The organism is Aeromonas sp. 602200 (assembly GCF_049173895.1).
Lineage (GTDB): Bacteria > Pseudomonadota > Gammaproteobacteria > Enterobacterales > Aeromonadaceae > Aeromonas > Aeromonas veronii_A.
Window position 1 is genome coordinate 199,236 of the sequence record NZ_JAAKSL010000003.1, and the last position, 25,031, is coordinate 224,266.

Consider the following 25,031-nt stretch of genomic DNA (forward strand, 5'->3'; position numbering starts at 1 on the left):
GAGACATCATGTACCAAGAATTGATCCGCAATGAACTGACCGAAGCTGCCAGCGTGCTGCAGGCCTTCCTGGCTGATGAGCAGAACCTGAAAAACATCGAAGCGGCCGCCAAACTGCTGGCTGACTCTTTCAAGGAAGAGGGCAAGGTGCTCTCTTGTGGCAACGGTGGTTCCCACTGTGACGCCATGCACTTTGCCGAAGAGCTGACCGGTCGCTATCGCGAGAACCGCCCGGGTTACGCCGGTATCGCCATCTCCGATCCGAGCCACCTCTCCTGCGTCTCCAACGACTTTGGCTATGACTATGTCTTCTCCCGTTACGTAGAAGCGGTCGGCCGCCGTGGCGACGTGCTGCTTGGTATCTCCACCAGCGGCAACTCCGGCAATATCCTGAAAGCCATCGAGGCTGCTCGCGCCAAGGGGATGAAAGTGATCGCCCTGACCGGCAAGGATGGCGGCAAGATGGCAGGTCTGGCGGATGTCGAGATCCGGGTTCCGCACTTTGGCTATGCCGACCGTATTCAGGAAGTGCACATCAAGGTGATCCACATCCTGATCCAGCTGGTCGAAAAAGAGATGGCCAAGTAATCAGGCTGTCACTACCAGACAAGGGCAACGCCGGTAGCATGGTTCGCCATCGGCCGGTTGTTGCCAGTCACAGGGGAAGGGATTGCGCCTTCCCCTGCTGTCTGTCGAACCAGCGTGCTGGTCGAACATGACACAAGCCAAATCATGAAAGGAGTCTGCCGGATATGTGCGAACTGCTCGGCATGAGTGCCAATGTGCCGACCGATATCTGCTTCAGCTTTACCGGGTTGATGCTGCGCGGCGGCAAGACCGGGCCCCACAAGGATGGCTGGGGGATCACCTTTTACGAAGGGAAGGGCTTTCGCACCTTCAAGGATCCCGAGCCCAGCGCCCAATCTCCCATCGCCAGACTGGTACAGGCGCTGCCCATCAAGAGCTGCGCCGTGGTCAGCCACATTCGGCAGGCCAACCGTGGCTGCGTGTCACTGGAAAATACCCACCCCTTTACCCGTGAGCTGTGGGGCCGTTACTGGACCTTCGCCCACAACGGTCAGCTGACCGGTTACAAGAAGCTGCCAACCGGTCGCCACCGTCCGGTAGGGGATACCGACAGCGAACACGCCTTCTGCTGGCTGCTCGACCGGTTGGAGCAGAAGTACCCCAAGCGTCCTGCAAACTTTCCCGCCATGTTTCGCTATATGGCCACCTTGTGTGATGAGCTCAGGGGGCTTGGGGTATTCAACATGCTGCTCTCGGACGGGGAGTATGTGATGACCTACTGCAGCAATAACCTGCACTGGCTGACTCGCTGCGCGCCTTTTGGCGAGGCGAGTTTGCTGGATGAAGAGGTGGTGATCGATTTCCAGAGCGAGACCACACCCAACGATGTGGTGACGCTGGTCACGACGCGGCCGCTGACCGGCAATGAGAACTGGATCAAGATGGCCCCCGGCGAATTCAATCTGTTCCGGCTTGGGGAGCGGGTGGCGACCAATCGGGTTGCGCTTGGGCAAGATAAAAAAATACCAGGGTAGATACCTACCCTGGTTCTTCGCAGCAGCCATAAAAGGCAAAAGGGATGAGAGGTGTTGCTGAGCATCATCACTCTGACGGCATTGAGTGTTGATCAATTGTTAATTTGTGGCAATCAAGTTGTTGTCTTGACGGGCGTTTGAGCATCGCTATTTCGATACGGATCACATTTTTTGCCACTTTATTCCCTGAGTCATCCAATCGGGTGCTTCATCACTGCCTGGTCGTGAGCCACGACATCGAAAACTATCTATAGTATGGTCTGTTTGAATACCGTTCTGGAGGAGCCTCGAATGGAGTGGGTGGATCGCAAGGTGTTGCAGCAGCTGGCAGAGGATATCGGTCCGGATATGCTGCCCGTGGTCATCGCAGTCTTTATTGAAGAGGTGGGCGAGCAGCTGAGTCAGCTCAGACCCCTCTATGAACAGGGAGAGTGGGAGGCGCTGGCTCGGGTGGCGCACAGCATGAAATCATCCTGTGGCAGCTACGGCGCCATGCCGAGCTATCAGCAGGTGATGGCGCTGGAGATGGCCAGCAAGCAGGCCGATGTGGCCGAGGCAGAGCGCCAATTGCAACTGCTGGAGGCCTCCTTGCCCCAAGTGCTCGCGTTTCTTGCCGATTATCAGTAACGGCGCCATGCAGGGATGCCGGGGCGCCGTGACCGTTGCCTAACGCTGGTTGAGCAGTTGCTGGATGATCCGGTCCAGCGCCAGTTTCAGCTTCAACCTATCATGCCGATGGGGCAACTCAAGCTCGCCCAGCTCGGCTTCGATCACACGCCCTTGCCAATCCCCCGCATCACCCGCGCCTTGTGGGGCCAGAATGGCATCCAGCCGACCCTGACCGACCCGGCACTCCAGCCAGCGACACTGACTCATCAGATCCAGCTGGCTGGCTGGGCCGTTTTCCGCCACCAGATTGCAGACGAAAACCAGCATGGCGCTGCTCTCGTTGATGGCCTGTGCGATCTCGGCCAGCAGCAGTGGCGGCATGATGGAGGTGAGGAAACTGCCCGGCCCCAGAATGATCATGTCCGCCTGCTGCAATGCCAGCACCGCTTCCCGGGTCGCTTGCACCTCCGGCATCAGGCCGAGGGAGAGGGGCGGTGTTGCCAGTTGATCGATGGATACCTCTCCCAGGATCTGGGTGCCACACTCCATATGGGCGCAGAGATCGGTGGGAAATTCAGACATGGGTAGCAATTGTGACTCGATTTTGAGCATGTCACTGATCAGCTTGATAGCATCAAGAGGACGGACACAGAGATTATCGAGCGCCAGCAGCATCAGGTTGCCAAGGTTGTGGCCCGCCAGCTCGCCTTTGCCGGCGAAGCGGTATTCGAACAACAGGCTGCCGATGCTGGGATCGGTGACCAGCTGGTTCAGGCAGTTGCGCAGATCGCCCCAGGCGATGCACTCCTGACTCTTGCGCAGGCGTCCGGTCGAGCCGCCATCATCTGTGGTGGTGACGATGCCGGTGAGCCGTTGACCGAGAAACGAGAGGGACGAAAGCACTCGTCCCATGCCATGGCCACCACCGATGGCAACGACCCGATCGAAGTCATTGATGTTTTTTTGCCACATATGGGCGTCCTGTCATTGGTCTCAGTTGACCGCTATGTTAGCAAGCGAAGCGAGATAATTGTTTGATAAAGGTATGATTTTTGCTTGAGGCTGCCATTCGATAAAACAAGGAGATGGTGTTGAAATTTCTGACCGTTCACTCCCTCGCCCAGAATTCACCGCTGGCGGCCCAAGATATCTGCGCGCAGCTGCGCCACCATGCCGATCAGGCCCCCTCCCTGCTGTTGCTCTATTTTACCCAAGCCCATGAGGGGGCGATACTGCGCGACGCGCTCAAATGCCAGTTCCCGACGACCCGCCTGCTTGGGTGCAGCTCTTGCGGTGGTGTCATGACCGATATGGGACACCACGCCCGAGACGGATATGGGCTGGCCGTTGCTGCTCTGTACGATGAGAAAGGGGCATTCGGGGTAGCCGGTGCCAGCGGTGACGGGGTGGATGTGCGGCAGTTGCTGCGCCGAGCCATGAGCGACTGTGGTCGACCGGGCGAGCTGCCCCAGCTGATCCTGTTTCATGCCAGTCCCGGCAAGGAGGAGGGGCTGCTGGCCGGAATCGAGGCAGAACTCGGTGCCTCGGTGCCGGTGGTCGGTGGATCCGCGGCTGATAGCAGCGTCAGCGGTGACTGGCAGCTCTGCTGGGATGAGGCGGTGGCTCAGGATGGCATCGGTCTGGCGGTGCTCTATCCCGATTGCCAGCTGGCTTTTCAGTTTCACTCCGGTTATGTGCCTGCCGAATTCAGTGGTGAGATCACCGCCTGCAACGGGCGGGAGGTACTCACCATCGATCACCAGCCTGCTGCCGAGGTCTATGCCCGCTGGTGCGGTCGCGAGCAGCCCTGGCCGGTGGGGGCGATTTTGCGGGAGACCACGCTCACCCCGCTGGCCCGTCAGGTGGGAGCGCTGGATGGCATTCCTTACTACAAACTCTCCCACCCCGAAGCTGTGACCGAACAGGGCGGGCTGCGGCTCTTTACCGATGTGGTGCAAGGGGAGCGTCTGCTGTTGATGTACAGCAGTCAGGAAGGGTTGTTGCAGCGCAGCCTCAATGCCATGCGTATCGAGCCAGGGTATGGGGTCGACGTGGAATTGCAGCCTATCGGCGCTCTCATCATCTTTTGTGCTGGTTGTCGTTTGGCGCTAGGTGATATGTTGTGCCAATTTGTCGAGCAGAGCCAGGCTCGCCTCGGCAAGATCCCTTTTATCACCCCCTTTACCTTCGGCGAGCAGGGGCGGCTGCCCAATGGCGAGCTGGCCCACGGCAACCTGATGGTATCGAGTGTGATCTTTCTGACCGCTTGAGCAGAGCAGGATACAAGATGATTGGCAACAGTGAATTGGAAGCCCTTGGCGACAAACTGCAGGCGACCCTGGTCGATCTTATGCGCTGTCGTGAGCGCGAGGCCAAGTATCGTCATGAATCCCATACCCTGCTGAAAGGGGTGGCCACACTGGCTGATGCCAAAACGCTGGAGCAGGTGCTGGAGAGCCTCATTCAAGTGCTCAAGCCCTTTATTGGATTTGAACATGCGGATGTGGTGGCCTGGAGTGGGGAACAGGGCATCACCCACCTCAGTACCGAGCCGGAACAGTGCGGTCGCAGCTGGTTGATGACCCCGGCCTTTGCTCGTGCCATTGCCGGAGAGACGTTGGTGATCTATGACCCGTTCCAGTTGCCTGAGCTGGCACCGCTGGCGAGCGAGCCGGGCTGGGCCAGCCTGATGCTGACCGGGCTGCAGGCCCCCGGCTTTACCGCCGTTATCCTCTGTCGGCACTCGCTGGCCGGCTCCTTCGATCTGACCAGCAAGGCGGCCATGCAGCGCTGCCGTCCGTTGATTTCACAAGCGCTGGTCAACATTGCCTATCGGGCCCGCTTGCAGGAGCAGGTCGATTTAAAAACTCAGGCCCTGCAGGCCAGTGAACGCCGTTTTCGCAGTTTTGCCGCCATGGCCTCCGACTGGTTCTGGGAGACCGATGCCGAACACCGGCTCAGCTATGCTTCCGAGCCCGGTTACCTTGACGAGATGACCCCGCTGGCAACCCGGCCGACCCTCTATGACTATGTCTGCAACAAGCAGAGTACCGAGTCACAGGCATATCTCGACCTATTGGAGCAGCGTAAACCGGTTCGGGCTGTACGCATGCAGGTTGCGATGCTCGACGGCCCCCGCTGGATGGAGGTGAGTGCCGAACCCTGTTTTGATCATGGGGGGGCTTTTACGGGATATCGCGGTACCGCACGCGATATCAGCCACCAGATCCATCGTGAAGAGGAGCTGGCGCGGGCACGGGACGATGCGGAGGCGGCCAACCGTGCCAAATCCCAGTTTCTTGCCATGATGACCCACGAGATCCGCTCCCCCATGAATGCGGTGCTGGGGATGCTCGACCTGGTGCTACACGCCGAGCTGGCACCCGAGCAGAAGCAGTTGCTACGTCATGCCACCCACTCTGCCAGATTGCTGCAGACCATCATCGACGATGTGCTCGATTTCTCTAAAATCGAGTCCCAGACCCTGGTGTTCCATTGCGAGACCTTGCAACCGATCCAGTTGTGTCAATCCGTGATCGAACCGTTGCAGAACCGTGCCGACGGCAAGGGCATAACACTGAGCTATCGGGTAGATGAAGCTGTCCCTGCCGAGCTGCAGGGAGATCCGGTGCGTCTTACCCAGGTGATGGGCAATCTGCTGGACAACGCCCTCAAATTTACCGAACAGGGAGAGGTCACTCTCCATCTGGGTTGGCAGGATGAGAAGCTGCTGATCTCGGTCTCCGACACCGGGATCGGGATCGCTGATGCGGATCAGGCGCTGCTGTTTGAACCCTTCTCCCAGGTCGACAACTCGGCCACCCGGCGTTTTTCCGGTACCGGCCTCGGTCTTGCCATCAGCAAGCGTCTGGTGACGCTTATGGGGGGAGAGATCCACCTGAAGAGCGAGCCGGGCAAGGGAAGCTGTTTCTGGTTCGAACTGCCCGGCATGGCGCTACCCTGCCATAGCCAGCCGCAGCGGGAGGAGGGGGCTTCGGCACTGTTGCCACTGGATGTGCTGGTGGTGGAGGACAGCCCGGTGAATCAGCTGGTGGTGTCGCTGATGCTGCAAAAACTGGTGGGCAAGGTTCGGCTGGCTGCCAATGGTCTGGAAGCGCTGGCGCAGGTGGATGAGCAGCTCCCGGATCTGATCCTGATGGATATGCGGATGCCCCTGATGGACGGACTGGAAGCGACCCGACGCTTGCGTGAGTTGGGATGCACCATGCCTATCGTCGCCCTGACGGCCAATGCGATGGCGGAGGACAAGGCGTGCTGTCTGGCGCAGGGGATGGATGACTTTCTCGCCAAGCCTATCACCTTGTCACGGTTGAGAGAGTGTTTGCAGCGTCACTTTGGTCAGCGGTTGCCGACGCGCGGATAAAAAAAATGGTCAACTTTGTGGGTTGACCAGTTCTTCAGCAAATACTGAAGAGAGCACGGGATAAATCGGGTTGTATCAATCTATATGAAAAATCTGTGCCAACTTTTTCAGGACTCTTTTGTGTTCAATTTTGGCCGTTTAGCGCAGCGGCTCTCTCTTGTTATGGCGTTTTGCGTTCCTACTTACTCGCAAAATGCGAATTTCACATTTTCATTGTTGGAATAATTGCATTTTGCAACGCTGTTTTTGTCATTGTGAAATCAGGCGATGCAGAAATTTACGGGCCGCTTCGCTGTTTTGTTTGGCAATCAGCATCTGCTTTTCATAAATCGGCATCGGCAATATCTCGAGCCAGCGCTGGCAGAGCCAGGCGGCATCTTCAAAGCGCTTGTCCGGATAGAGCTCATCAAGCTCCGGATACTGCTCGAACACTTCCCGCAGGCGATTGACCAGCAGCTTGTCGTTGAAATCTGAGTGGGTGCTCGGCCAGTTGGGCAGCATCTCCACCTTGGCCCGGCGCAGGCCCATCTCGTCTGTTTCCATCTCGTGGATGCAGAAGCGCTCCAGTCCCAGCACCGTCACTCCCAGCAGGCCATCATTAAGGCTGTAGAAGTCAGTCACCCTGACCCGGGTGCCCACCGGCAGAATGCGGCCGGATTGTCCCGAGGTGGTCGACTCTTCCATCACGATGCCAAAGCCCTGATCGTTGATGAATGACTCCTTGAGCATCTGCAGGTGGCGTGGCTCGAACAGACGCAGAGGAAGCTTGCCGCCCGGCAGTATGTGGGAAGGCAAGGGGAACAGTGCCAAAGGTTGTAGTTTCATGTTCCATCCTCCATTGAGTAGTTGCTGAATATGACAATGCAGCGACTGTGCCAGAGAATGAAAAAAGCCACCGGAGGGTGGCTTTTCGGGCGGTTGAGGGCGCTTAGTTGCGCTGCTCCAGATACATGACAGCCGCTTCCACGCGGCTTTGCGCCTCGAGTTTCTTCAGCAGGCTCTTCACGTGAACCTTGACCGTTCCCTCGGAGATATGGAGTACCGAGGCGACCTGTTTGTTGGAGAGGCCTTTTGCAATTTCGCGCAGGATTTGCATTTCGCGACGCGTTAAGCTTTCCAGCTTCTGCTGCAGGTGATCCAGCTCGTAGATGTTTTCGAGATAGGGGCGCAGCGGTTCGCTCAGGATCTGCTTGCCGGTCATCACGTCGGCCAGCTGGGCCAGCAGCAGATCAGGCTCGGTATCCTTGAGCAGGTAGCCGTCGGCACCGGCCTTGAGCAAAGCCACCACATCCTGACGGGCATCGGAGACGGTGAGGATCACTACCCGGGAGGTGATCTCCTCGGCGCGCAGCGCCTTGAGGGTATCGAGGCCGGAGAGCCCCTTCATGTTGAGATCGAGCAGGATCAGATCCGGCTCGGACTCTTTGGCCAGCGCCACGGCATCTGTGCCGTTGGAGGCTTCACCGGTCACCTCCATGTTCTCTTCCAGAGCCAGCAGCTGCACAATCCCTTTGCGCATGAGGGGATGGTCATCTACGACCAGAACTGTGTATTTCATCTCGTCCATCAGGCGTCTCTCGTTAGACTGGTGGGAAAGGTCAGATGCACGCAGGTGCCTTGTGGTTGCTGCTCGTTGATGGTCAGCAGACCGTGCAGTTTGCTGGCGCGCTCGTTCATGATGCTCAACCCGTAATGGTTGATCGCCGAGCTGGCGAGTCCGATCCCGACACCGTCATCTGAAATCTGAACCTCAATGTTACCACTGGCGAGGGTCTCACAGCTAACATCAATCACTTGCGCGTTGGCATGTTTGATGGCATTGAGCACTGCCTCACGGATCAACTGCAAAATGTGGATATGCTGGCCCGCCTCCAAGTCGTTGTCGGCCAGTCCGTAATGGAACCGGATTTCGGCCTGGGTCTGAGGCTGCAGTTGATCAAGCATGACGCGGATCGCTTCCCCCAGATTGGCATCGCCAATGGTGAGACGGAAGGTACCGAGCAGTTCGCGCAACTGGGTATAGGCATTGCTAAGCCCCTCGTCGATCTGCTGCATCGCCTCCTGCGCCTTGTCATGCTGCCCCTTGGCGTAAGAGCGCTTGAGCAGGGTGGACTGGATCTTGAGATAGGAGAGGGCTTGCGCCAGCGAGTCGTGCAGCTCGCGGGCGATCACCGCCCGCTCCTCCATCAGCAGCAGTCGCTGCTGTTGCAGCAGGGTCTGGTCTTTGTGCAGCACCTGAGCCAGCAGCATGGTGAAGTTTTTAATCAACCGCTCATCGATGGGGTGCTGGCTGATGATGTCGAGGCGGCCGAACTCCTGCTCATCCATCTGCAGATAAAAGCTGGCGACCGCATCGAGATCGCCGGGCCAGCCGGTGCGTCCCGAGATGTAGACCGGCATGGCGTTGTGTTCGAAGCGGGTCAGCCGGATATGGTCGATATGCTGGTGGGCGGCGGCGCGGTCCAGCAGTTTGATAAGGGTACGGGTACTGAGCGGGGCGGCGTGCAGCTTCTGGGCGGTCGAGTAGAGAAACGAGAGGGTGTCGTTGGCCTGTTGCAGCTTGGCGGTTTTCTCTTCCACCTTGTTTTCCAGCTCCCGATAGAGTTTGCCCAGCTCATCGGCCATGGTGACGAAGGCGCGCGATAGCTCCCCCAGTTCGTTTTCGCCGTGGGCGGGCAGCTTAAGATCGAAATCCTGCCGCTGGATCTGGCGGGCACAGTAGACCAGCTGGTTGAGGGGGGCGACCACCTGCTGACGGGTGAAGCGCACCGTGAACCAGGCGATGGTGATGATGGCCAGCAGGCCGAGCCCCTCCGCAAGCGCCAGCATCCGCACCTTGAATTCCACGTGGTACTGCATCTGATTGACGAAATTGTCGATGGCCGCCACAAACTGCTCGGTGTTATCGGTGTACCGTCTGGGGGTACGATCCTCGATGTGCTGGCGCATCACCTGCCACTGGCCGAGCACCTCGCCATAGGTGCGACGCAGGGAGGCAGGAGTGATCCAGCGCTGGGTCTCCTGCAGCTCTTCGGCGTGCAGGGTCTCTTCAAACTGGGAGAGGCGCCCCAGCACGCTGTCGCCCCGCTCGATTTCGTAGGCCATCCGGTAGGCCTGCATCCGCAGCGAACCGGAGAGGTTGATCGCCTTGGCATCGGGTACCGAGTAGAAGAGGGTGACCATGGCGACCAGCGCGATCAGGCTGGCCATGAAGAGGATCAACACCATGGCGCGGCCAATGGCACTGCTGACCGAATGGACCCTGAACCGTTTTCCCATACTGATGCGCACCTCTGAATAGTGATAAGGACCCCGCAAGATGCGTGGGAGTGTACTCCAACTTGTGTTAGCATCGAAAAACTAGATGAACTCCGAGCGGTTTTGCCTAAGTCCTAGCGATAGGGGAAAACCAGCCGTCAGCCGACGTTCGAGCTGTAAGGGTCAGGAAAGAAATGCCCTGGCCTCCCGTATTTGGAAAGGTGTTTATGTTGCCACTTGAAGATGGTTTTTCCCGTCGTTTTTACTATTTGCGTCTGTCAGTGACCGATGTGTGCAATTTCCGTTGCACCTATTGCCTGCCTGACGGTTATCGTCCCCCCGAAGGTCACAAAGCGGGGCGTCAACCCTTTCTCTCGATTGACGAGATCCGCCGCGTGGTCAGCGGTTTTGCCGCCATGGGTACTCGCAAGGTGCGCATCACGGGGGGCGAGCCCTCCCTGCGCCGCGATTTCACCGAGATCGTCAAGGTGATTGCCACCACCCCGGGTATCGAGAAGGTCGCCATGACTACCAACGGCTATCGCCTCAAGGAGCGGGCTCAGGAGTGGTTTGATGCCGGACTCAACGCGCTGAATGTCAGTGTCGACAGTCTCGACCCGCGCCAGTTTCACCAGATCACCGGTGAGAACAAGCTGGCCGAGGTGATGGAGGGGATCGAAGCAGCACTGGCCGCCGGTTTCAAATCGGTGAAGATCAATGCTGTGCTGCTCAAGGGGCTCAACGACTACCAGCTCGATGCCTTTCTGGGCTGGATCAGGCACAAGCCCATCGAGCTGCGCTTTATCGAGCTGATGCAGACCGGCGAGATGGATACCCTGTTTCGTGACCACCATGTCAGCGGGGAGCAGATCAAACAGCGCTTGCTGGAGAGTGGCTGGGTGCAGCAGTTGCGGGGCACGGATGACGGTCCGGCGCAGGTCTTTATGCACCCCGATTCGCAGGGCGGGGTGGGGCTCATCATGCCCTACAGCAAGGATTTCTGTGCCGGTTGCAACCGGCTGCGGGTCTCCTCGCTGGGGAAGCTGCATCTGTGCCTGTTTGGCGACAACGGCATCGACTTGCGGGATCTGCTCGGCGCAGATGCACAATCCGATGAGCTGCAACAGCGCATTCGCGCGGCACTGGCGGGCAAGAGTGCTACCCATCGTCTCCATGAGGGCAATGCCGGCATCACCCCTCATCTCGCCTCGATCGGCGGATAACCGCAAAAAATCGCCAACGATTAAATAGCAATCCTCACATGGAGGTATTTTAACCGATACCTCCTTTTTTATTGCGCTGCAAGGCTTTGATCTGGCGCAAGAATCCCCCCTGTTTATCTCCCTGGTGGTATATCCCTTACCTTGTCAGGGCCGCAATATACACCCACTCTTATAATTGGTATCAAGAATGCCAATCATGGACTCGCACTGTCCCCTTTTTCACCAGAACAGGAGTCAACATGCCGGATGAGATCGATCTTGCCCGCCGCGGCCTGTTCCGGGGGCGGCTGAGAACTGCCGAACCGCCGGTGCAGTTGCCCTGGTCAGTCAACTGGTCGGCATTTGTCGCCGACTGTACCCGCTGCGGGGAGTGTCTGGCTGCCTGTCCGGAGCAGATCCTGGTGAATGGCGAGGGCGGTTTTCCGGTGGTCGATTTCCAGCGTGGCGAGTGCACCTTCTGTACCGAGTGCGTCACTGTCTGCAAGGTGCCGCTGTTTCGCCCGACCAGCGAGTCTCCCTGGCACTACAAGGCCCATATCGAGGCCAACTGTCTGGCCAATGGTCAGGTGTTTTGCCAGCGCTGTCAGGACAGCTGCGAGCCCAATGCCATTCGTTTTATTCCGGTGCTGGGGCGTGTGCCCACCCCGACGGTCGAGCCGGATCGCTGTAATGGCTGCGGCGCCTGTGTGCAGGATTGTCCGGTTGGCAGCATCAAGGTCGACGGGCGAGCCGCCCCATCCGGTGGTACGAGCCAGCCCTCCCTCAAGCAGGAGTCAGAATGAGTCAGAAGCCGTGTGACACAGAAGCCACTATGGATCAGGAGTTCCATGTATCGAGTCTGGTGGTGCTGACCCAGCCCCCATTGCGCCATCAGCTCGCCGAGCAGATTGGCGCCCTTGAAGGGGCCGAGATCCATGCCGTCAGTGACGAGGGCAAGCTGGTCGTGACCCTGGAAGGTCCGAGCCAGCGGCCGATCATGGCGGCCATTGATGCGATACAGGCGATGCCGGGTGTGCTCTCTGCCGCCCTGATTTACCACCAGTTCGATGAACTGGGCGGTCACTGAAAAGAGTGATGGGATGCCGGGCGTGCCCTCTACCGCTGATGGCTGGCTCCCGTTCGACAGATTCGACAACTATTACGCGATAAGCAATGTGAGGATATGCCATGAAGCTGAGTCGACGCGACTTTATGAAGGCCAACGCGGTGGCAGCTGCCGCTGCCGTGGCCGGTGTCAGTGCCCCCACGCTGGCAGCCAATCTCATCACCAGTACCGACAAGACGGCCATCCATTGGGATAAGGCTCCCTGCCGCTTCTGCGGTACCGGCTGCTCCGTGCTGGTGGGCTCTCAGGATGGTCGGGTCGTGGCGACTCAGGGTGACCCCGATGCACCGGTCAACCGTGGCCTCAACTGCATCAAGGGTTACTTCCTCTCCAAGATCATGTACGGCCAGGATCGCCTGACCCAGCCGATGCTGCGGATGAAGAACGGCCAGTTCGACAAGGATGGCGACTTTGCCCCCATCAGCTGGGATCAGGCGTTCGACATCATGGCCGAGAAGTTCAAGGCAACTCTGAAAGAGAAGGGGCCGACCGCCGTCGGCATGTTCGGCTCCGGCCAGTGGACTGTCTGGGAAGGTTACGCTGCCGCCAAGCTGATGAAGGCCGGTTTCCGCTCCAACAACATCGACCCTAATGCCCGCCACTGCATGGCCTCTGCGGTCGTCGGCTTTATGCGTACTTTCGGTATGGATGAGCCGATGGGCTGCTATGACGATATCGAGCAGGCCGATGCGTTCGTGCTGTGGGGCTCCAACATGGCCGAGATGCACCCCATCCTCTGGTCGCGGATGTCTGATCGCCGCCTCTCCAACCCGGATGTGCAGGTGCATGTGCTCTCGACCTTCGAGCACCGCAGCTTCGAGCTGGCGGACAACGGCATGGTGTTTACCCCGCAGACCGATCTGGCGATCCTCAACTATGTCGCCAACTACATCATCCAGAACGACAAGGTGAACTGGGACTTCGTCAACAAGCACACCGTGTTCAAGAAAGGTGTCACCGACATCGGTTACGGTCTGCGTCCGACCGATCCGCTGCAGCAGAAAGCGAAGAACCCGGACAGCGGCGATGCCACTCCGATGACCTTCGAGGAATTCGCCAAGTTCGTGGCGGATTACGATCTGGAGTCCGTCTCCAAGCTCTCTGGCGTACCCAAGGACAAGCTCGAGAAGCTGGCACAGCTTTATGCCGATCCAAGCAAGAAGGTGGTCTCCTACTGGACCATGGGTTTCAACCAGCATACCCGTGGCGTCTGGGCCAACAACCTCTGCTACAACATCCACCTGCTGACCGGCAAGATCTCCGAGCCGGGTAATGGTCCTTTCTCACTGACCGGTCAGCCCTCTGCCTGTGGCACCGCCCGTGAAGTGGGTACCTTTGCTCACCGTCTGCCTGCCGACATGGTGGTGACCGAGCCCAAGCACCGCGCCATTGCCGAGCAGATCTGGAAACTGCCGGAGGGGACCATTCCCGACAAGGTGGGTTTCCACGCCGTGCTGCAAGACCGAATGCTCAAGGACGGCAAGCTCAATGCCTACTGGGTGATGTGTAACAACAACATGCAGGCCGGCCCCAACATGAATACCGATCGCCTGCCTGGCTATCGCGATCCGCGCAACTTCATCGTGGTCTCCGACCCGTACCCGACCGTCACTGCCCAGGCCGCTGACCTCATCCTGCCCACCGCCATGTGGGTGGAGAAAGAGGGAGCCTACGGCAACGCCGAGCGCCGTACCCAGTTCTGGCACCAGCAGGTGAAAGCGCCGGAAGGGGCCAAGTCCGACCTGTGGCAGCTGATGGAGTTCTCCAAGCGCTTCAAGGTCGAGGAAGTGTGGCCAGCTGAGCTGATTGCCAAGATGCCGGAAGTGAAGGGCAAAACCCTGTTCGACGTGCTCTATGCCAACGGTCAGGTCAACCAGTTCCCGAAAGAGCAGAGCAAAGGGCTGCTGAACGACGAAGCCGAGCACTTCGGTTTCTACGTCCAGAAGGGTCTGTTTGAGGAGTACGCCACCTTTGGTCGCGGTCACGGCCACGATCTGGCGCCGTTCGATCAGTACCACGAAGCGCGCGGTCTGCGCTGGCCGGTAGTCGATGGTAAAGAGACACTGTGGCGCTATCGCGAAGGGTTTGACCCGTACGTGAAAGCGGGCGAGGGGGTGCGTTTTTATGGCAAACCCGATGGCAAGGCGGTCATCTTCGCGCTGCCGTTCGAGCCCGCCGCCGAGTCGCCGGATAAAGAGTACGATCTGTGGCTCTCCACCGGTCGCGTGCTGGAACACTGGCACACCGGTACCATGACCCGTCGGGTACCCGAGCTCTATCGCGCCTTCCCGGATGCGGTGCTGTTTATGCACCCGGATGATGCCAAGGCTCGCGGCGTGCGCCGTGGTGAAGAGGTGATCGTCTCTTCCCGCCGTGGCGAGGTGAAGACCCGTGTCGAGACCCGTGGTCGCAACCGTCCGCCGAAAGGACTGGTCTTCATGCCCTTCTTTGATGCGAGCCAGTTGGTCAACAAGCTGACCCTGGACGCCACCGATCCGCTCTCGAAAGAGACCGATTACAAGAAGTGCGCCGTCAAGGTGATGAAGGCCTAAGGCGGGGGAGTGCGAGATGAGTCGTAGTCGTCGCCAGTTTCTGGCCGACATGGCCAAGGGGGCCTGCGGTGTGGGCCTGCTTGGCGTGGGGCTCGGTGGCGTGGCCCGCCAGCAGGCACAAGCCGTGCCTGCCCAGGCGCTGCGTCCGCCCGCCGCCCTCGATGAAGCAGAGTTTCTCGGCGCCTGCGTGCGTTGCGGGCTCTGCGTCGAGGCGTGCCCCTACGACACTCTCAAGCTCGCCCGGCTGTTTGACCCTGTGACCACCGGTACCCCTTATTTCAAGGCGCGTGCCGTGCCCTGCGAGATGTGTGATGACATCCCTTGTGTGGTGGCCTGTCCGAGCGGGGCGCTGGATCAGCAGATGACCGACATCGATCAGGCCCGGATGGGGGTGGCAGTGCTCATCGATCACGAGACCTGTCTCAACTATCTGGGTCTGCGCTGCGATGTCTGTTATCGGGTCTGCCCGCTGATTGACAAGGCGATCACTCTTGAGCTGCAGCATAACCAGCGCACCGGCAAGCATGCCATGTTCCTGCCCACGGTACACAGCGATGTCTGTACCGGCTGTGGCAAGTGCGAGCATGCCTGCGTGCTGGAGGAAGCGGCCATCAAGGTGGTGCCACGCCAGCTTGCCAAAGGTGAGCTGGGTCATCACTACCGGCTCGGCTGGGAAGAGAAGGCCAAGGCGGGGAACAAGTCGCTCATCGGCGACAGACTCACCCTGCCCACCCGCAAACCGGAGGGGTTATGAGTCGTTATCCGGGGGAAGAGGCTCGCATCAAGCTGGGGTGGTGGCGTTCCCACCGCTTCCTACTGTTGCGTCGGCTGAGTCAGTTCAGTGTGCTCGGGCTGTTTTTGCTGGGGCCGCTGGCGGGTGTCTGGATCCTCAAGGGCAACCTCTCCAGCTCGCTGTTGCTGGAGACGGTGCCGCTGACCGATCCCCTTACGCTGTTGCAGTCGCTGGCGGCGGGCCACTGGCCCATCACCACTCTCTGGCTGGGGGCTGCCATTGTGCTGGCCGGTTACTGGCTGGTGGGGGGGCGGGTGTTCTGCTCCTGGGTCTGTCCGGTCAACCTTATCACTGACGCTGCGGCTTGGCTCAGGGGGCGACTTGGACTAAAAGGCAACGGCCAGTTCAGCCGTGCGACCCGCTACTGGCTGCTGGTCATGGTGCTGGTGGTGCCTGCTGTGGTCGGGGTGATGGCGTGGGAATTGGTCAATCCTGTGTCACTCGCCATGCGCGGCCTGCTGTTTGGCATGGGGGCTGGCTGGGCCCTGCTGGCAGCGCTATTCCTGTTCGATCTCTTCGTGGTTGAGCGGGGTTGGTGCGGTCATCTCTGTCCGGTGGGTGCCTTCTATGCCCTTGTCAACCGGGTCGGGTTTATCAAGATTTCTGCCAAGGGGCGCGAGCGGTGCAACAACTGCATGGATTGTTATGCGGTTTGCCCGGAGCGTCCCATCCTGCGCGGGCCTGTTCATGGTGCCAAGCGCGGTCACGGGCCCTTGATTGCGGCTCAGGAGTGTACCAACTGTGGCCGCTGCATCGATGTCTGCGCGGAACAAGTTTTTGAAATCACTGTAGGTTTTGCCGTCAAGGCAGAAAAAACGTCGGAGAACAAATAATGAAAAAGCTGATTGGAGCAATGCTGGCCTGCCTGATGGCGGGATCCTTGATGGCAGCGGCCCCCGAGATCACCAACAGTACCGGTGGCCTCAAGTCCGAGCGTGGCGCCACCGATCTGGTGACCGATGCCACTGCCGCGCCCCTGAAAAACTTCCGCAAGGATGGCGCGCCCTACGATCGCCAGTACATGCATCAGCCGCCGCTGATCCCCCACGACATTCGCAACTACGAGGTGGATACCAAGGTCAACAAGTGCCTGGCTTGCCACAGCTTCAAGAATGCCAGCGCCATGAAGGCCCCCAAGATCAGTCCGACTCACTTCGAGACCCGCGACGGCCTGACCCTGGGTGAAGTGTCGCCGCGTCGCTACTTCTGCCTGCAGTGCCATGTACCGCAAGCAGATGCCAAGCCGCTGGTGGAAAATACCTTTAAACCGGTTGAAGCGCTGAACTGAGGAATCCATAGATGAAATTACCCGGCTTTATCCAGCGTCTGTGGACCACCTTCAAGTCACCATCGAAGGCGGCTCTCTGGGTCATCCTGCTGATGGGCTTCTTCGGTGGCGTGATTTTCTGGGGTGGTTTCAACACCGCCATGGAAGCATCCAACACCGAGGCCTTCTGCACCAGCTGTCACGAGATGAAGGACAACGTGTTCGAGGAGTACCGTGACACCATCCACTACGCCAACCGCTCCGGCGTGCGGGCCAGCTGCCCGGATTGCCACGTACCGCACGAGTGGACCTACAAGATCATCCGCAAGGTGCAGGCTTCCAAGGAGCTGTGGGGCATGATCACCGGCAAGGTGGATACCCGCGAGAAGTTCGAGTTGCACCGGCGCGAGATGGCGGAGCGGGAGTGGCAGCGGATGAAAGAGACCGATTCGCGCGAGTGCCGCAACTGCCACAACTTCGAGTACATGGACTTCTCTCTGCAGGGGCAGCGTGCCGCCAAGATGCACTCTACCAATCTGGCCAGTGGTGAAAGTACCTGCATCGACTGTCACAAGGGGATAGCTCACCAGCTGCCCGACATGACCGGGGTGAAAGGGTTCTGATCCTGCGACGACAGGCCGGGTTTACCCGGCCTGCGTTTTGTTCATATATGGGACAAGCATCAGATTTGTGTGTCTTTTAAATCCCATATCTCGTGAAACCTTTGATAGAATCAGCCCGCCGTCACACGCTTGAGCAAGTTGGTCACCCCAGTCTGCGTCAGTTTTTGCGCCCTGACAGCTGGCCTCTCATACCCCTTCTCTTCCTGCCTCGTTGACGGCCCATAGCCACAAGGAGCTGCCCGATGGGACAGAAACACAACGCATTTATTCCCCTCAAGATCGCCGTGCTGACGGTCTCCGACAGCCGCACCGCCGCCGATGACAGCTCGGGCGACTATCTGGTCTCGGCCCTTACCGACGCGGGCCATCAGCTGGCCGATCGGGCGCTCTGCCCGGACAACCTGTTTCGCATCCGCGCGCGGGTGAGCGAGTGGATCGCCGATGAGGGGGTGCAGGTGGTACTGATTAACGGCGGTACCGGCTTCAATGAACAGAACCGGGTACCGGAAGCGGTCGGTGTGCTGTTCGAACGCACCGTACAGGGTTTTGGCGAGATGTTCCGTCAACTCTCTTTTGCCGAGATTAAAGGCGCCGCCATGCAGAGCCGTGCGCTGGCGGGACTCGCCAATCGCACCCTGATCTGCTGTCTGCCCGGCTCCACCGGCGCTTGCCAGCTGGGCTGGGAGCAACTGATCCGCGATCAGCTCGATGCCCGCACCAAGCCGTGCAACTTTGTCTCCCACCTCTGAGAGCAAACGATGAACCAGACCGATCCCAAGCAGACCCAGCCCAACCTGACGCATCTGAACCAGAGCGGCGAAGCCCATATGGTGGATGTGACCGACAAGCTGGTGACCGAGCGCGAAGCCCGCGCCGAGGCGTTTGTTGCCATGGCCCCCGAGACGCTGGCGCTGATCCTGAGCGGCCAGCACCACAAGGGGGACGTGTTCGCCACCGCCCGCATCGCCGGCATCATGGCCGCCAAGAAGACCTCCGATCTCATCCCCCTCTGCCATCCGCTGGCCTTGACCAAAGTCGAGGTGGAGATAGTGTCGCTGCCCGAGCAGAATCGGGTACATATCCGTACTCTCTGCAAGCTCTCCGGCAAGACTGGTGTCGAGATGGAGGCGCTGACCGCCGCGTCGGTAGCGGCGCTGACCATCTACGACATGTGCAAGGCGGTACAAAAGGACATGGTGATCGAACAGGTGCGGCTGGTAGAGAAAAAGGGCGGCAAGTCCGGCCATTTTCAGCTGGGGTCAAATAGCGGGGAGCAAGCATGATCAAGGTACTGTTTTTTGCGCAAGTAAGAGAGCTGGTGGCCTGCGATGAGCTGAGCCTGCCGTGCGACTATGCCACCGCCGAAGCGCTGCGCGCGGCGCTCTGTGAACGCGGCGACAAGTGGGCGCTGGCGCTGGAAGCTGGCAAGCTGCTGGTGGCGGTCAACCAGACCCTGGTGCCCCTCGATACCCCCATCAATGATGGCGATGAGGTGGCCTTCTTCCCGCCGGTGACCGGAGGTTAAGGATGAGCGAGGCAACCATGACCGATCGCATTCTGGTCCAGCGGGAGGATTTCTCGCTGGCGGACGAATATGCCCGCCTAGCCACCCGCCCAGACAGTGGCGCTATCGTCACTTTCGTTGGCAAGGTGCGCGACTTCAATCAGGGGGAGGAGGTGAAGGGGTTGGCCCTCGAGCACTACCCCGGCATGACCGAGAAGGCGCTGGCCGATATCGTGCAGGAGGCCCGTCGCCGCTGGCCGCTGCAGGAGTGTACCCTCATTCATCGTATCGGCGAGTTGTGGCTTGGCGATCAGATCGTGCTGGTGGCGGTGAGCAGTGCCCACCGCGACGCCGCCTTTGACGCCTGTCACTTCATCATGGATTTCTTGAAAACCCGGGCGCCGTTCTGGAAAAAAGAGCTGACCGCCGAGGGTGTGCAACGCTGGGTCGAGGCGCTTGATCGCGACAACGCCGCCGCCGCCCGCTGGCAAGCCTGACCTGTTCATCACGAGGGGCGCAGGTTCAACGGGAACCACGGCCCCGCCAAGGGGCGCGGATGTGCGGGCCCCATCAGGAGAAAGGGAATGAAACCGTTATTATCTGTTGTCATCGCAGGCGTCTGCGCCGCCACCTTGCATACCGGTGCCGTGCAGGCCGATGAAGTGAAAGTGGCTGTGGCTGCCAACTTCAAGGGAGCCATAGATCGTATTGGCAAGGAGTTTACCGCCAAGACCGGCCACACCCTGGCCATCTCGTCTGCCGCCACCGGAGTGCTCTACACCCAGATCAGTCACGGCGCACCGTTCGATCTCTTCCTCTCCGCCGATGTGGCGACCCCCGAGAAGCTGGAAAAAGAGGGCAAGGGGAGCGATCGCTTCACCTACGCCATCGGCCAGCTGGGGCTGTGGAAGAAGGGGGGGCCGGCCCCTGACGAGGCGACCCTGCGTAGCTGGAAAGGCAACCTCGCCATCGCCAATGCCCGCACAGCTCCCTATGGTGCAGCCGCCATGGCGACCCTCACCCATCTCAAGATCGATCCCAAGCAGTACCGGCTGCTGACCGGTGCCAACATCGGCCAGACCTGGCAATTTGTCGACACCGGCAATGCCGAACTGGGCTTTGTCGCCTGGGCCAATCTGGTGGAAGCGGGCAAGACCGCCGAAGCCTGGGCAGTGCCTGCCGACTTCTATCCGCCCATCGAACAGCAGGGGCTGGTATTGAAGAAAGGCGCCGCGGTCGAGGCGCTGGTCGCCTGGCTCAAGGGGCCAGGTCAGGCGCAGATCAAGGCTGTGGGCTATGCCTTGCCCCAATAAGGGGATGGGGTTGACGCAATACCCTGAGTGGTCGGCCTTCGGGTCGGCCACTCTTTGCAATGAGGATGGATACCATGCCGTTGGAGGCATTTATCAACCGGGAGGTCGGCAATGAGTGAAGGGGATCTGCTGGCGGTCTGGCTCACCCTGAAGCTTGCGGCCAGTACCACAGCGATTTTGCTGTTGCTGGCTCCGCCGCTGGCCTGGTGGCTGTCGCGCAGTCAGAATCGGCTGCGGCCGCTGGTGGAGGCGCTGGTGGCGCTGCCGCTGGTGCTGCCCCCCACAGTGCTGGGTTTTTATCTGCTGCTCGCCTTCTCCCCCGAATATGGTTTCGGCGCCTGGTGGCGCGACACCTTTGGCGCCCCGCTTGCCTTCAGCTTTCTCGGCCTGCTGTTCGCCTCCATCCTCTATTCGCTGCCGTTCGTAGTGCAGCCGCTCACCTCCGCCTTCGTCAACATGGGTAACAAGGAGCTGGAGGCTGCCGCTACCTTGGGGCTCGGCCCGCTGGAGCGCTTCTTCCACATCATCTTGCCGATGACTCTGCCCAGCTTTGTGATGGCGGCAGCCCTCGGCTTTGCCCACACCCTGGGGGAGTTTGGCGTGGTGCTGATGATTGGCGGCAATATCCCCGGCGAAACCCAGGTGCTCTCCATCGCCCTGTTTGATCATGTGGAGGCGATGGATTACCGACAAGCCCACTATCTGGCTGGCGGCCTGATGGCCTTCTCGCTGGTGATGCTGGTACTGGTCTACGGTGTGTTGCAGCGCCGACAGCGGAGAGTGTTTGGATGAAACAGCCCGCCACTATGCCGCCTGTGAACGTGCCGCACCGCCATGCCTTGAACCTCCATGCCCGGCGCGAGTTTGGCTCCTTTACCCTCGATTGCGTACTGACCCTCGAACTGGGTGGGATCCTCGGCCTGTTCGGCCCCTCGGGCTGTGGCAAGAGCACACTGCTGCGCATCATCGCCGGGCTCGATCGCCGAAGCGGGGATCGCTTGCGGTGGCGCGATCGGGAGTATGCTCCTCTGCTGCCCGAAGCGCGCCGGATCGGACTGGTGTTTCAGGACTCGCGCCTCTTCCCCCATCTGACGGTGCTCGGCAATCTGCAACTGGCGGCCCGCAAGGGGCGAGGGCGCTGGCAGCCCGAAGCGCTGGCGGCTCGGCTCGGTTTTGTCGATCTGCTGGGGCAGCCTGCCCATGCCCTCTCTGGCGGCCAACGCCAGCGGGTAGCGCTGGGGCGGGCGCTGCTGGCCGAGCCTGATTTGCTGCTGCTCGATGAGCCTTTTTCTGCGCTCGATCGGCGCAGCCGCATCCATCAGGCCCATGTGCTCAAGGGCTTGCAGCAGGAGAGCGGCATCCCGATGATCTTCGTCAGTCACGCCATGGAGGAGGTGAGCCTGCTCTGCGATCAGCTGGTGTTGCTGGAAAGTGGCAGGGTCGAGGCGCAAGGCAGGCCGAGCGAGATCTTCGCCCGAACCGATCTCTCGCTGGCCAGCCGTGACGATGCAGGGGTGATGCTGGATGCGACCCTCTCTCACTACGATGAAGAGGAGCAGATGGCGACCCTGCAGCTTGGTGAGCAGCAGTTGCGGGTCACCATGACCCATGTGCCGGATGAGATCGGCCCCTTGCAAATCAAGGTGGCGGGGCGGGATGTGGTGATTGCCACCGCCCCCATCGAGCACTCCAGTCTCTCCAACTGTCTCGTCACCCGTCTGCTGGCGGTGCGCGAGGTGCGCCCCGGCCAGACCCTGTTGCAGTTGGTGCTGGGTGAGCAGATACTGCTGGCCCGGATCACCAGCCGCTCCGCCAGACGGCTGGCGCTGGCGCCGGAGCAGCAGATCTACGCTTATATCAAGGCGGTGAGTCTGGTCAGCGAAGGCTGATTGGGCGCCGTGCTGATAACGTGGCAGGATAGCCACGGGCAACATAACAACAAGAGATGGTTCAGGTGATGAGTCGAGAGGCAATACACTGATGCGCCGCAATCAGGTGATGAAATTCAACGGTCTTGCCCTGCGCAGTGCGGGGGAGGGCCCCTTGCTGTTGCTGCTGCACGGGCTGGGCTCCTCCAGCCTCGACTGGCAGGCGCAGATCGAACGGTTTTCCGAACAGTACCGGGTGGTAGCGCTGGACTTGCGCGGCCACGGCCAGAGCATGCAGGAGGGGCCGTTCGATGTGGCGACCCTGGCAGCCGATGTGGTGAACTGGCTCGATGCACAGCCTGAACCCGCCTGGGTCGTGGGATTGTCGCTGGGGGCCATGGTCGCGCTGGAGCTGGCGCTGCAACTGCCCCACAAGGTGCAGGGGCTGGTGCTGGTCAACGGTTTTAGCGAGTTTCTGCTGGAAACCCCCAAAGAGCAGGAGCGTTACGCCCAGCGCCTCAAGTGGCTGCGCTGGTTTGGCATGCGCCCGCTCGCCTGGTGGCTGGGACGCGAGCTCTTCCCGGGCCCGGATCTGGCACAGGTGCGCCACACCTTCCGACTGCGTTTCGTGCGCAATAAAAAGAAAACCTACAAGGCGCTGCTGGAGGCACTACCCGGCTGGTCGGTACGCGCCCGGCTCGGCTCCATCTGGCAGCCGGTGGCCATCATCTCCACCAGTCACGACTACCTGCCGCTGGCCAAACGGGTAGAGCAGTTTGCCGCCCTGCCCAACGCCACCATCCACACCCCCAACGGCCACCACGCCTGGCCCGCGGAAGACCCCTCGGGCTTTAATCACCTGTTGCAACGGATCCTCACGACCCATTAAAGAAGGGGTTGTTAGGTGCAGATACCAAAAAGCCGAACCACAGGGTTCGGCTTTTTTGATCCCGTTTGTGTCAAGGATGGGAACAGACGGGGCAGTCGGGGCGCTTGGGCAGCTTCATCTCGCGGAAGGTGCCGCTCAGGCCGTCGATCATCAGCAGGCGGCCGCTGTAGTTTTTTCCTGTGCCCGCCAGCAGCTTGATGGCTTCCAGTGCCTGCAGGCTGCCCACCAGACCCACCACAGGGGCGAGCACGCCCGCCTCGACGCAGGTGAGTGCCTGCTCGCCAAACAGGGCGCTGAGGCAGGCGTAGCAGGGCTCATCTTCCTGCCAGGTGAAGCTGCAGAGCTGACCCTCCAGCCGGATGGCGGCGCCGCTGACCAGTGGCACGCCATGCTGGCGTGCCTTTTGGTTGAGCAGGTTGCGAATGGCCAGGTTGTCAGTGCAATCCAATACCAGCTGGTGTTGGGGCAACAGGGTATCGAGCAGCGCCTCGTCGGCCACGGCCGCGTGGGTCTCGACGTTGAGCCAGGGATTGAGCGCGCGCAGCGACTGGGCGGCAGAGTCTACTTTGTAGTGACCGATGCGCTCATCGTTGTGCAGCACCTGACGCTGCAGGTTGGAGAGCTCCACCTTGTCGAAATCGACCAGGGTGAGTCGGCCAACCCCGGCCACCGCCAGATACTGGCTGGCGGCGCAGCCAAGGCCACCGGCACCGATCACCAGCACACGGGCTTGTTTGAGCGCCTCCTGCCCCTCGAAATCGAAGGATTTGAGGATGATCTGGCGGTTGTAGCGCAGCAGTTCGGCGTCGCTGAGGATCTCGCTCACAGCAGCAATCCCCCGAATGGCTCCACGGTTACTGTCTCGCCCACGGCGACGCGGCCCCGTTCCCGTTCAAGAACGATGTAGCAGTTGGCTTGCGACAGGGAGCTGAACACGGCGGAGTCCTGCGAGCCGGTGCTGCGCACCTCGAGGCCGTTCGGTCCCTGACTCATGATGCCGCGCTGGAAGTCGAGTCGGCCCGGGCTCTTTTTGAGTGGCTCGGCCGCAATGGCCTGTAGCTGGAGCGGGCGCTCGAAGTGCTGACCTGCCAGCTTGGCCAGCGCCGGTTGCACCAGCTGATCGAAGGTGACCATGGCGGAGACGGGGTTGCCCGGCAGGCCGAAGAACCAGGCGCGGGGCAGACGGCCAAAAGCAAACGGCTTGCCCGGCTTGATGGCCAGCTTCCAGAAGCCGATCTCGCCGAGCTCGTCCAGCAGTTGTTTGGTGAAGTCCGCCTCCCCCACCGAGACGCCGCCGGTGGTGATGAGTACATCGGCCTCTTCGTCGGCGCGGATAAAGGCAGCGCGTAGCTGGGCCGGGTCGTCGGGGATGATGCCAAGGTCGAGGCAGTTGCAGCCCATGCGCGCCAGCATGGCCCGCACGCCGTAGCGGTTGGAGTCATAGATATCGCCGTGGGCAAGCGGGGTACCGACCGGTTTGAGCTCATCGCCAGTGCTGAAGATGGCCACTTTCAGCGGTCGGCGCACCGCGACGGTAGCCACGCCGAGGGAGGCCAGCAGTGGCATCTCTCTTGGGGTGAGGCGAGTACCGGCAGGCAGCACGCAGGCGCCTTTGCCGATATCGCTGCCGGCGCGGCGGATATTCTGGCCCGGTTCGGGTTGTGCCAGAAAAGTGATCCGATCGCCGTCGGCCTGCGTTTCTTCCTGCATCACCACCGCATCGGTGCCTGCGGGTACCGGGGCGCCTGTCATGATCCGCACGCAGTGGCCAGCGGGCCATTCGCCCTGGTAGGGCTGACCGGCAAACGCTTTGCCCGCCATGATGAGCGGGGTGCCGCTGGCGAGATCCTCAAGGCGCACGGCGTAACCGTCCATGGCGGAGTTGTCGAAGGGGGGCACGGCGAGGGGAGAGGCGATGTCGCTGGCAAGAACCCGGCCAAGGGCCTCTGGCAGGGGCAACTGCTCGCTGTCGCAGCAGCAGGCGAGTTGTTCCAGCATCCCTTGCAGGGCATCGCTTAAGGGGAGTAGTCCGCTGGTATCAAATCCCATCGTCATGACCTCTTTCTATGATTGAAGGCGGGA

At 60.4% G+C, this 25,031-nt stretch carries 27 protein-coding genes and 1 riboswitch; of the genes, 21 read left to right on the forward strand and 6 right to left on the reverse strand.

Going from position 1 to position 25,031, the window contains the following annotated elements; translation table 11 throughout:
- Positions 1-8: 8 nt before the first annotated feature.
- The 3 genes from lpcA (at position 9) to G5221_RS06245 (ending at position 2,188) form a co-directional block, all read left to right on the forward strand.
- Positions 9-587: a D-sedoheptulose 7-phosphate isomerase gene (gene lpcA / locus G5221_RS06235; RefSeq protein WP_005334485.1), complete on the forward strand. Its 579-nt coding sequence runs from the start codon at positions 9-11 to the stop codon at positions 585-587.
- 164 nt (positions 588-751) lie between these two features.
- Positions 752-1,561 (forward strand): class II glutamine amidotransferase, encoded by an 810-nt coding sequence (locus G5221_RS06240; protein WP_227340991.1) that lies wholly within the window; start codon positions 752-754, stop codon positions 1,559-1,561.
- A 291-nt stretch (positions 1,562-1,852) separates the two neighbouring features.
- On the forward strand, positions 1,853-2,188 hold the full coding sequence (locus G5221_RS06245) for an Hpt domain-containing protein (protein WP_005353511.1): 336 nt from the start codon (positions 1,853-1,855) through the stop codon (positions 2,186-2,188).
- 39 nt (positions 2,189-2,227) lie between these two features.
- Here the strand turns inward: G5221_RS06245 and G5221_RS06250 are convergent, their stop codons facing one another.
- Entirely contained in the window at positions 2,228-3,142 is a 915-nt protein-coding gene (locus G5221_RS06250) for a gluconeogenesis factor YvcK family protein (protein WP_227340990.1), read from the reverse strand.
- A 113-nt stretch (positions 3,143-3,255) separates the two neighbouring features.
- Between G5221_RS06250 and G5221_RS06255 the strand changes: the two genes are divergently transcribed.
- Both G5221_RS06255 and G5221_RS06260 read left to right on the forward strand, forming a co-directional pair.
- Positions 3,256-4,440 carry an FIST signal transduction protein gene (locus G5221_RS06255; protein ID WP_421262976.1) on the forward strand — a complete coding sequence of 395 codons (1,185 nt, stop codon included), beginning with the start codon at positions 3,256-3,258 and terminating at the stop codon, positions 4,438-4,440.
- A 17-nt stretch (positions 4,441-4,457) separates the two neighbouring features.
- A complete protein-coding gene (locus tag G5221_RS06260) occupies positions 4,458-6,554 on the forward strand; it encodes an ATP-binding protein (protein WP_201937093.1) in 2,097 nt (698 codons plus the stop codon).
- Positions 6,555-6,803: 249 nt separating this feature from the next.
- Here the strand turns inward: G5221_RS06260 and G5221_RS06265 are convergent, their stop codons facing one another.
- From G5221_RS06265 to narQ, 3 genes are all read right to left on the reverse strand, one after another.
- A complete protein-coding gene (locus G5221_RS06265) occupies positions 6,804-7,379 on the reverse strand; it encodes an LON peptidase substrate-binding domain-containing protein (protein ID WP_227340987.1) in 576 nt (191 codons plus the stop codon).
- A gap of 103 nt (positions 7,380-7,482) precedes the next feature.
- Positions 7,483-8,121 (reverse strand): two-component system response regulator NarL, encoded by a 639-nt coding sequence (narL, locus tag G5221_RS06270; RefSeq protein WP_005334471.1) that lies wholly within the window; start codon positions 8,119-8,121, stop codon positions 7,483-7,485.
- Complete coding sequence (narQ, locus tag G5221_RS06275; RefSeq protein WP_201937096.1) at positions 8,121-9,833, reverse strand: nitrate/nitrite two-component system sensor histidine kinase NarQ; 1,713 nt, start codon at positions 9,831-9,833, stop codon at positions 8,121-8,123. Before narQ ends, narL begins: the two co-directional genes overlap by 1 nt.
- 78 nt (positions 9,834-9,911) lie before the next feature.
- Positions 9,912-10,052: riboswitch (molybdenum cofactor riboswitch) on the forward strand.
- Here narQ and moaA point away from each other — a divergent pair.
- The 16 genes from moaA to G5221_RS06355 all read left to right on the forward strand — a co-directional run bounded on the left by moaA (position 10,040) and on the right by G5221_RS06355 (position 22,949).
- Positions 10,040-11,035: a GTP 3',8-cyclase MoaA gene (gene moaA, locus G5221_RS06280; protein ID WP_041202018.1), complete on the forward strand. Its 996-nt coding sequence runs from the start codon at positions 10,040-10,042 to the stop codon at positions 11,033-11,035. (Overlaps the previous riboswitch by 13 nt.)
- A gap of 239 nt (positions 11,036-11,274) precedes the next feature.
- The gene (gene napF / locus G5221_RS06285) at positions 11,275-11,817 is read left to right on the forward strand and encodes a ferredoxin-type protein NapF (protein WP_227340985.1); all 543 of its coding nucleotides are present in this window, start codon (positions 11,275-11,277) and stop codon (positions 11,815-11,817) included.
- 29 nt (positions 11,818-11,846) lie between these two features.
- Positions 11,847-12,101 (forward strand): chaperone NapD, encoded by a 255-nt coding sequence (locus G5221_RS06290; RefSeq protein WP_031227438.1) that lies wholly within the window; start codon positions 11,847-11,849, stop codon positions 12,099-12,101.
- Between the two features lie 101 nt (positions 12,102-12,202).
- A complete protein-coding gene (gene napA / locus G5221_RS06295; RefSeq protein WP_319920401.1) occupies positions 12,203-14,692 on the forward strand; it encodes a nitrate reductase catalytic subunit NapA in 2,490 nt (829 codons plus the stop codon).
- Positions 14,693-14,708: 16 nt separating this feature from the next.
- On the forward strand, positions 14,709-15,446 hold the full coding sequence (gene napG, locus G5221_RS06300) for a ferredoxin-type protein NapG (RefSeq protein WP_257696114.1): 738 nt from the start codon (positions 14,709-14,711) through the stop codon (positions 15,444-15,446).
- Positions 15,443-16,318 carry a quinol dehydrogenase ferredoxin subunit NapH gene (napH, locus tag G5221_RS06305; protein ID WP_421262977.1) on the forward strand — a complete coding sequence of 292 codons (876 nt, stop codon included), beginning with the start codon at positions 15,443-15,445 and terminating at the stop codon, positions 16,316-16,318. The genes napG and napH overlap by 4 nt, the downstream gene beginning before the upstream one ends.
- Positions 16,318-16,773, forward strand: a complete 456-nt coding sequence (locus G5221_RS06310; RefSeq protein WP_005334452.1) for a nitrate reductase cytochrome c-type subunit — start codon at positions 16,318-16,320, stop codon at positions 16,771-16,773. Before napH ends, G5221_RS06310 begins: the two co-directional genes overlap by 1 nt.
- 11 nt (positions 16,774-16,784) lie before the next feature.
- Entirely contained in the window at positions 16,785-17,375 is a 591-nt protein-coding gene (locus G5221_RS06315; RefSeq protein ID WP_421258130.1) for a cytochrome c3 family protein, read from the forward strand.
- A gap of 242 nt (positions 17,376-17,617) precedes the next feature.
- Positions 17,618-18,124, forward strand: a complete 507-nt coding sequence (gene moaB / locus G5221_RS06320) for a molybdenum cofactor biosynthesis protein B (RefSeq protein ID WP_421262978.1) — start codon at positions 17,618-17,620, stop codon at positions 18,122-18,124.
- Between the two features lie 9 nt (positions 18,125-18,133).
- Positions 18,134-18,658, forward strand: a complete 525-nt coding sequence (moaC, locus tag G5221_RS06325; RefSeq protein WP_421262979.1) for a cyclic pyranopterin monophosphate synthase MoaC — start codon at positions 18,134-18,136, stop codon at positions 18,656-18,658.
- Positions 18,655-18,900 (forward strand): molybdopterin synthase sulfur carrier subunit, encoded by a 246-nt coding sequence (moaD, locus tag G5221_RS06330; RefSeq protein ID WP_059168580.1) that lies wholly within the window; start codon positions 18,655-18,657, stop codon positions 18,898-18,900. The genes moaC and moaD overlap by 4 nt, the downstream gene beginning before the upstream one ends.
- A 2-nt stretch (positions 18,901-18,902) precedes the next feature.
- Entirely contained in the window at positions 18,903-19,376 is a 474-nt protein-coding gene (gene moaE / locus G5221_RS06335) for a molybdopterin synthase catalytic subunit MoaE (RefSeq protein ID WP_110302478.1), read from the forward strand.
- Between the two features lie 87 nt (positions 19,377-19,463).
- The gene (modA, locus tag G5221_RS06340; RefSeq protein WP_421262980.1) at positions 19,464-20,192 is read left to right on the forward strand and encodes a molybdate ABC transporter substrate-binding protein; all 729 of its coding nucleotides are present in this window, start codon (positions 19,464-19,466) and stop codon (positions 20,190-20,192) included.
- Between the two features lie 111 nt (positions 20,193-20,303).
- Positions 20,304-20,984: a molybdate ABC transporter permease subunit gene (modB, locus tag G5221_RS06345; RefSeq protein ID WP_076495516.1), complete on the forward strand. Its 681-nt coding sequence runs from the start codon at positions 20,304-20,306 to the stop codon at positions 20,982-20,984.
- A complete protein-coding gene (gene modC / locus G5221_RS06350) occupies positions 20,981-22,081 on the forward strand; it encodes a molybdenum ABC transporter ATP-binding protein (RefSeq protein WP_421262981.1) in 1,101 nt (366 codons plus the stop codon). Before modB ends, modC begins: the two co-directional genes overlap by 4 nt.
- A gap of 91 nt (positions 22,082-22,172) precedes the next feature.
- The gene (locus G5221_RS06355; protein ID WP_270817778.1) at positions 22,173-22,949 is read left to right on the forward strand and encodes an alpha/beta fold hydrolase; all 777 of its coding nucleotides are present in this window, start codon (positions 22,173-22,175) and stop codon (positions 22,947-22,949) included.
- A gap of 70 nt (positions 22,950-23,019) precedes the next feature.
- On the opposite strand, the gene moeB is transcribed toward G5221_RS06355, so the two are convergent.
- Both moeB and moeA read right to left on the reverse strand, forming a co-directional pair.
- The gene (gene moeB, locus G5221_RS06360; RefSeq protein ID WP_139407105.1) at positions 23,020-23,775 is read right to left on the reverse strand and encodes a molybdopterin-synthase adenylyltransferase MoeB; all 756 of its coding nucleotides are present in this window, start codon (positions 23,773-23,775) and stop codon (positions 23,020-23,022) included.
- A complete protein-coding gene (moeA, locus tag G5221_RS06365; RefSeq protein ID WP_421262982.1) occupies positions 23,772-24,998 on the reverse strand; it encodes a molybdopterin molybdotransferase MoeA in 1,227 nt (408 codons plus the stop codon). Before moeA ends, moeB begins: the two co-directional genes overlap by 4 nt.
- Between the last annotated feature and the right edge of the window lie 33 nt (positions 24,999-25,031).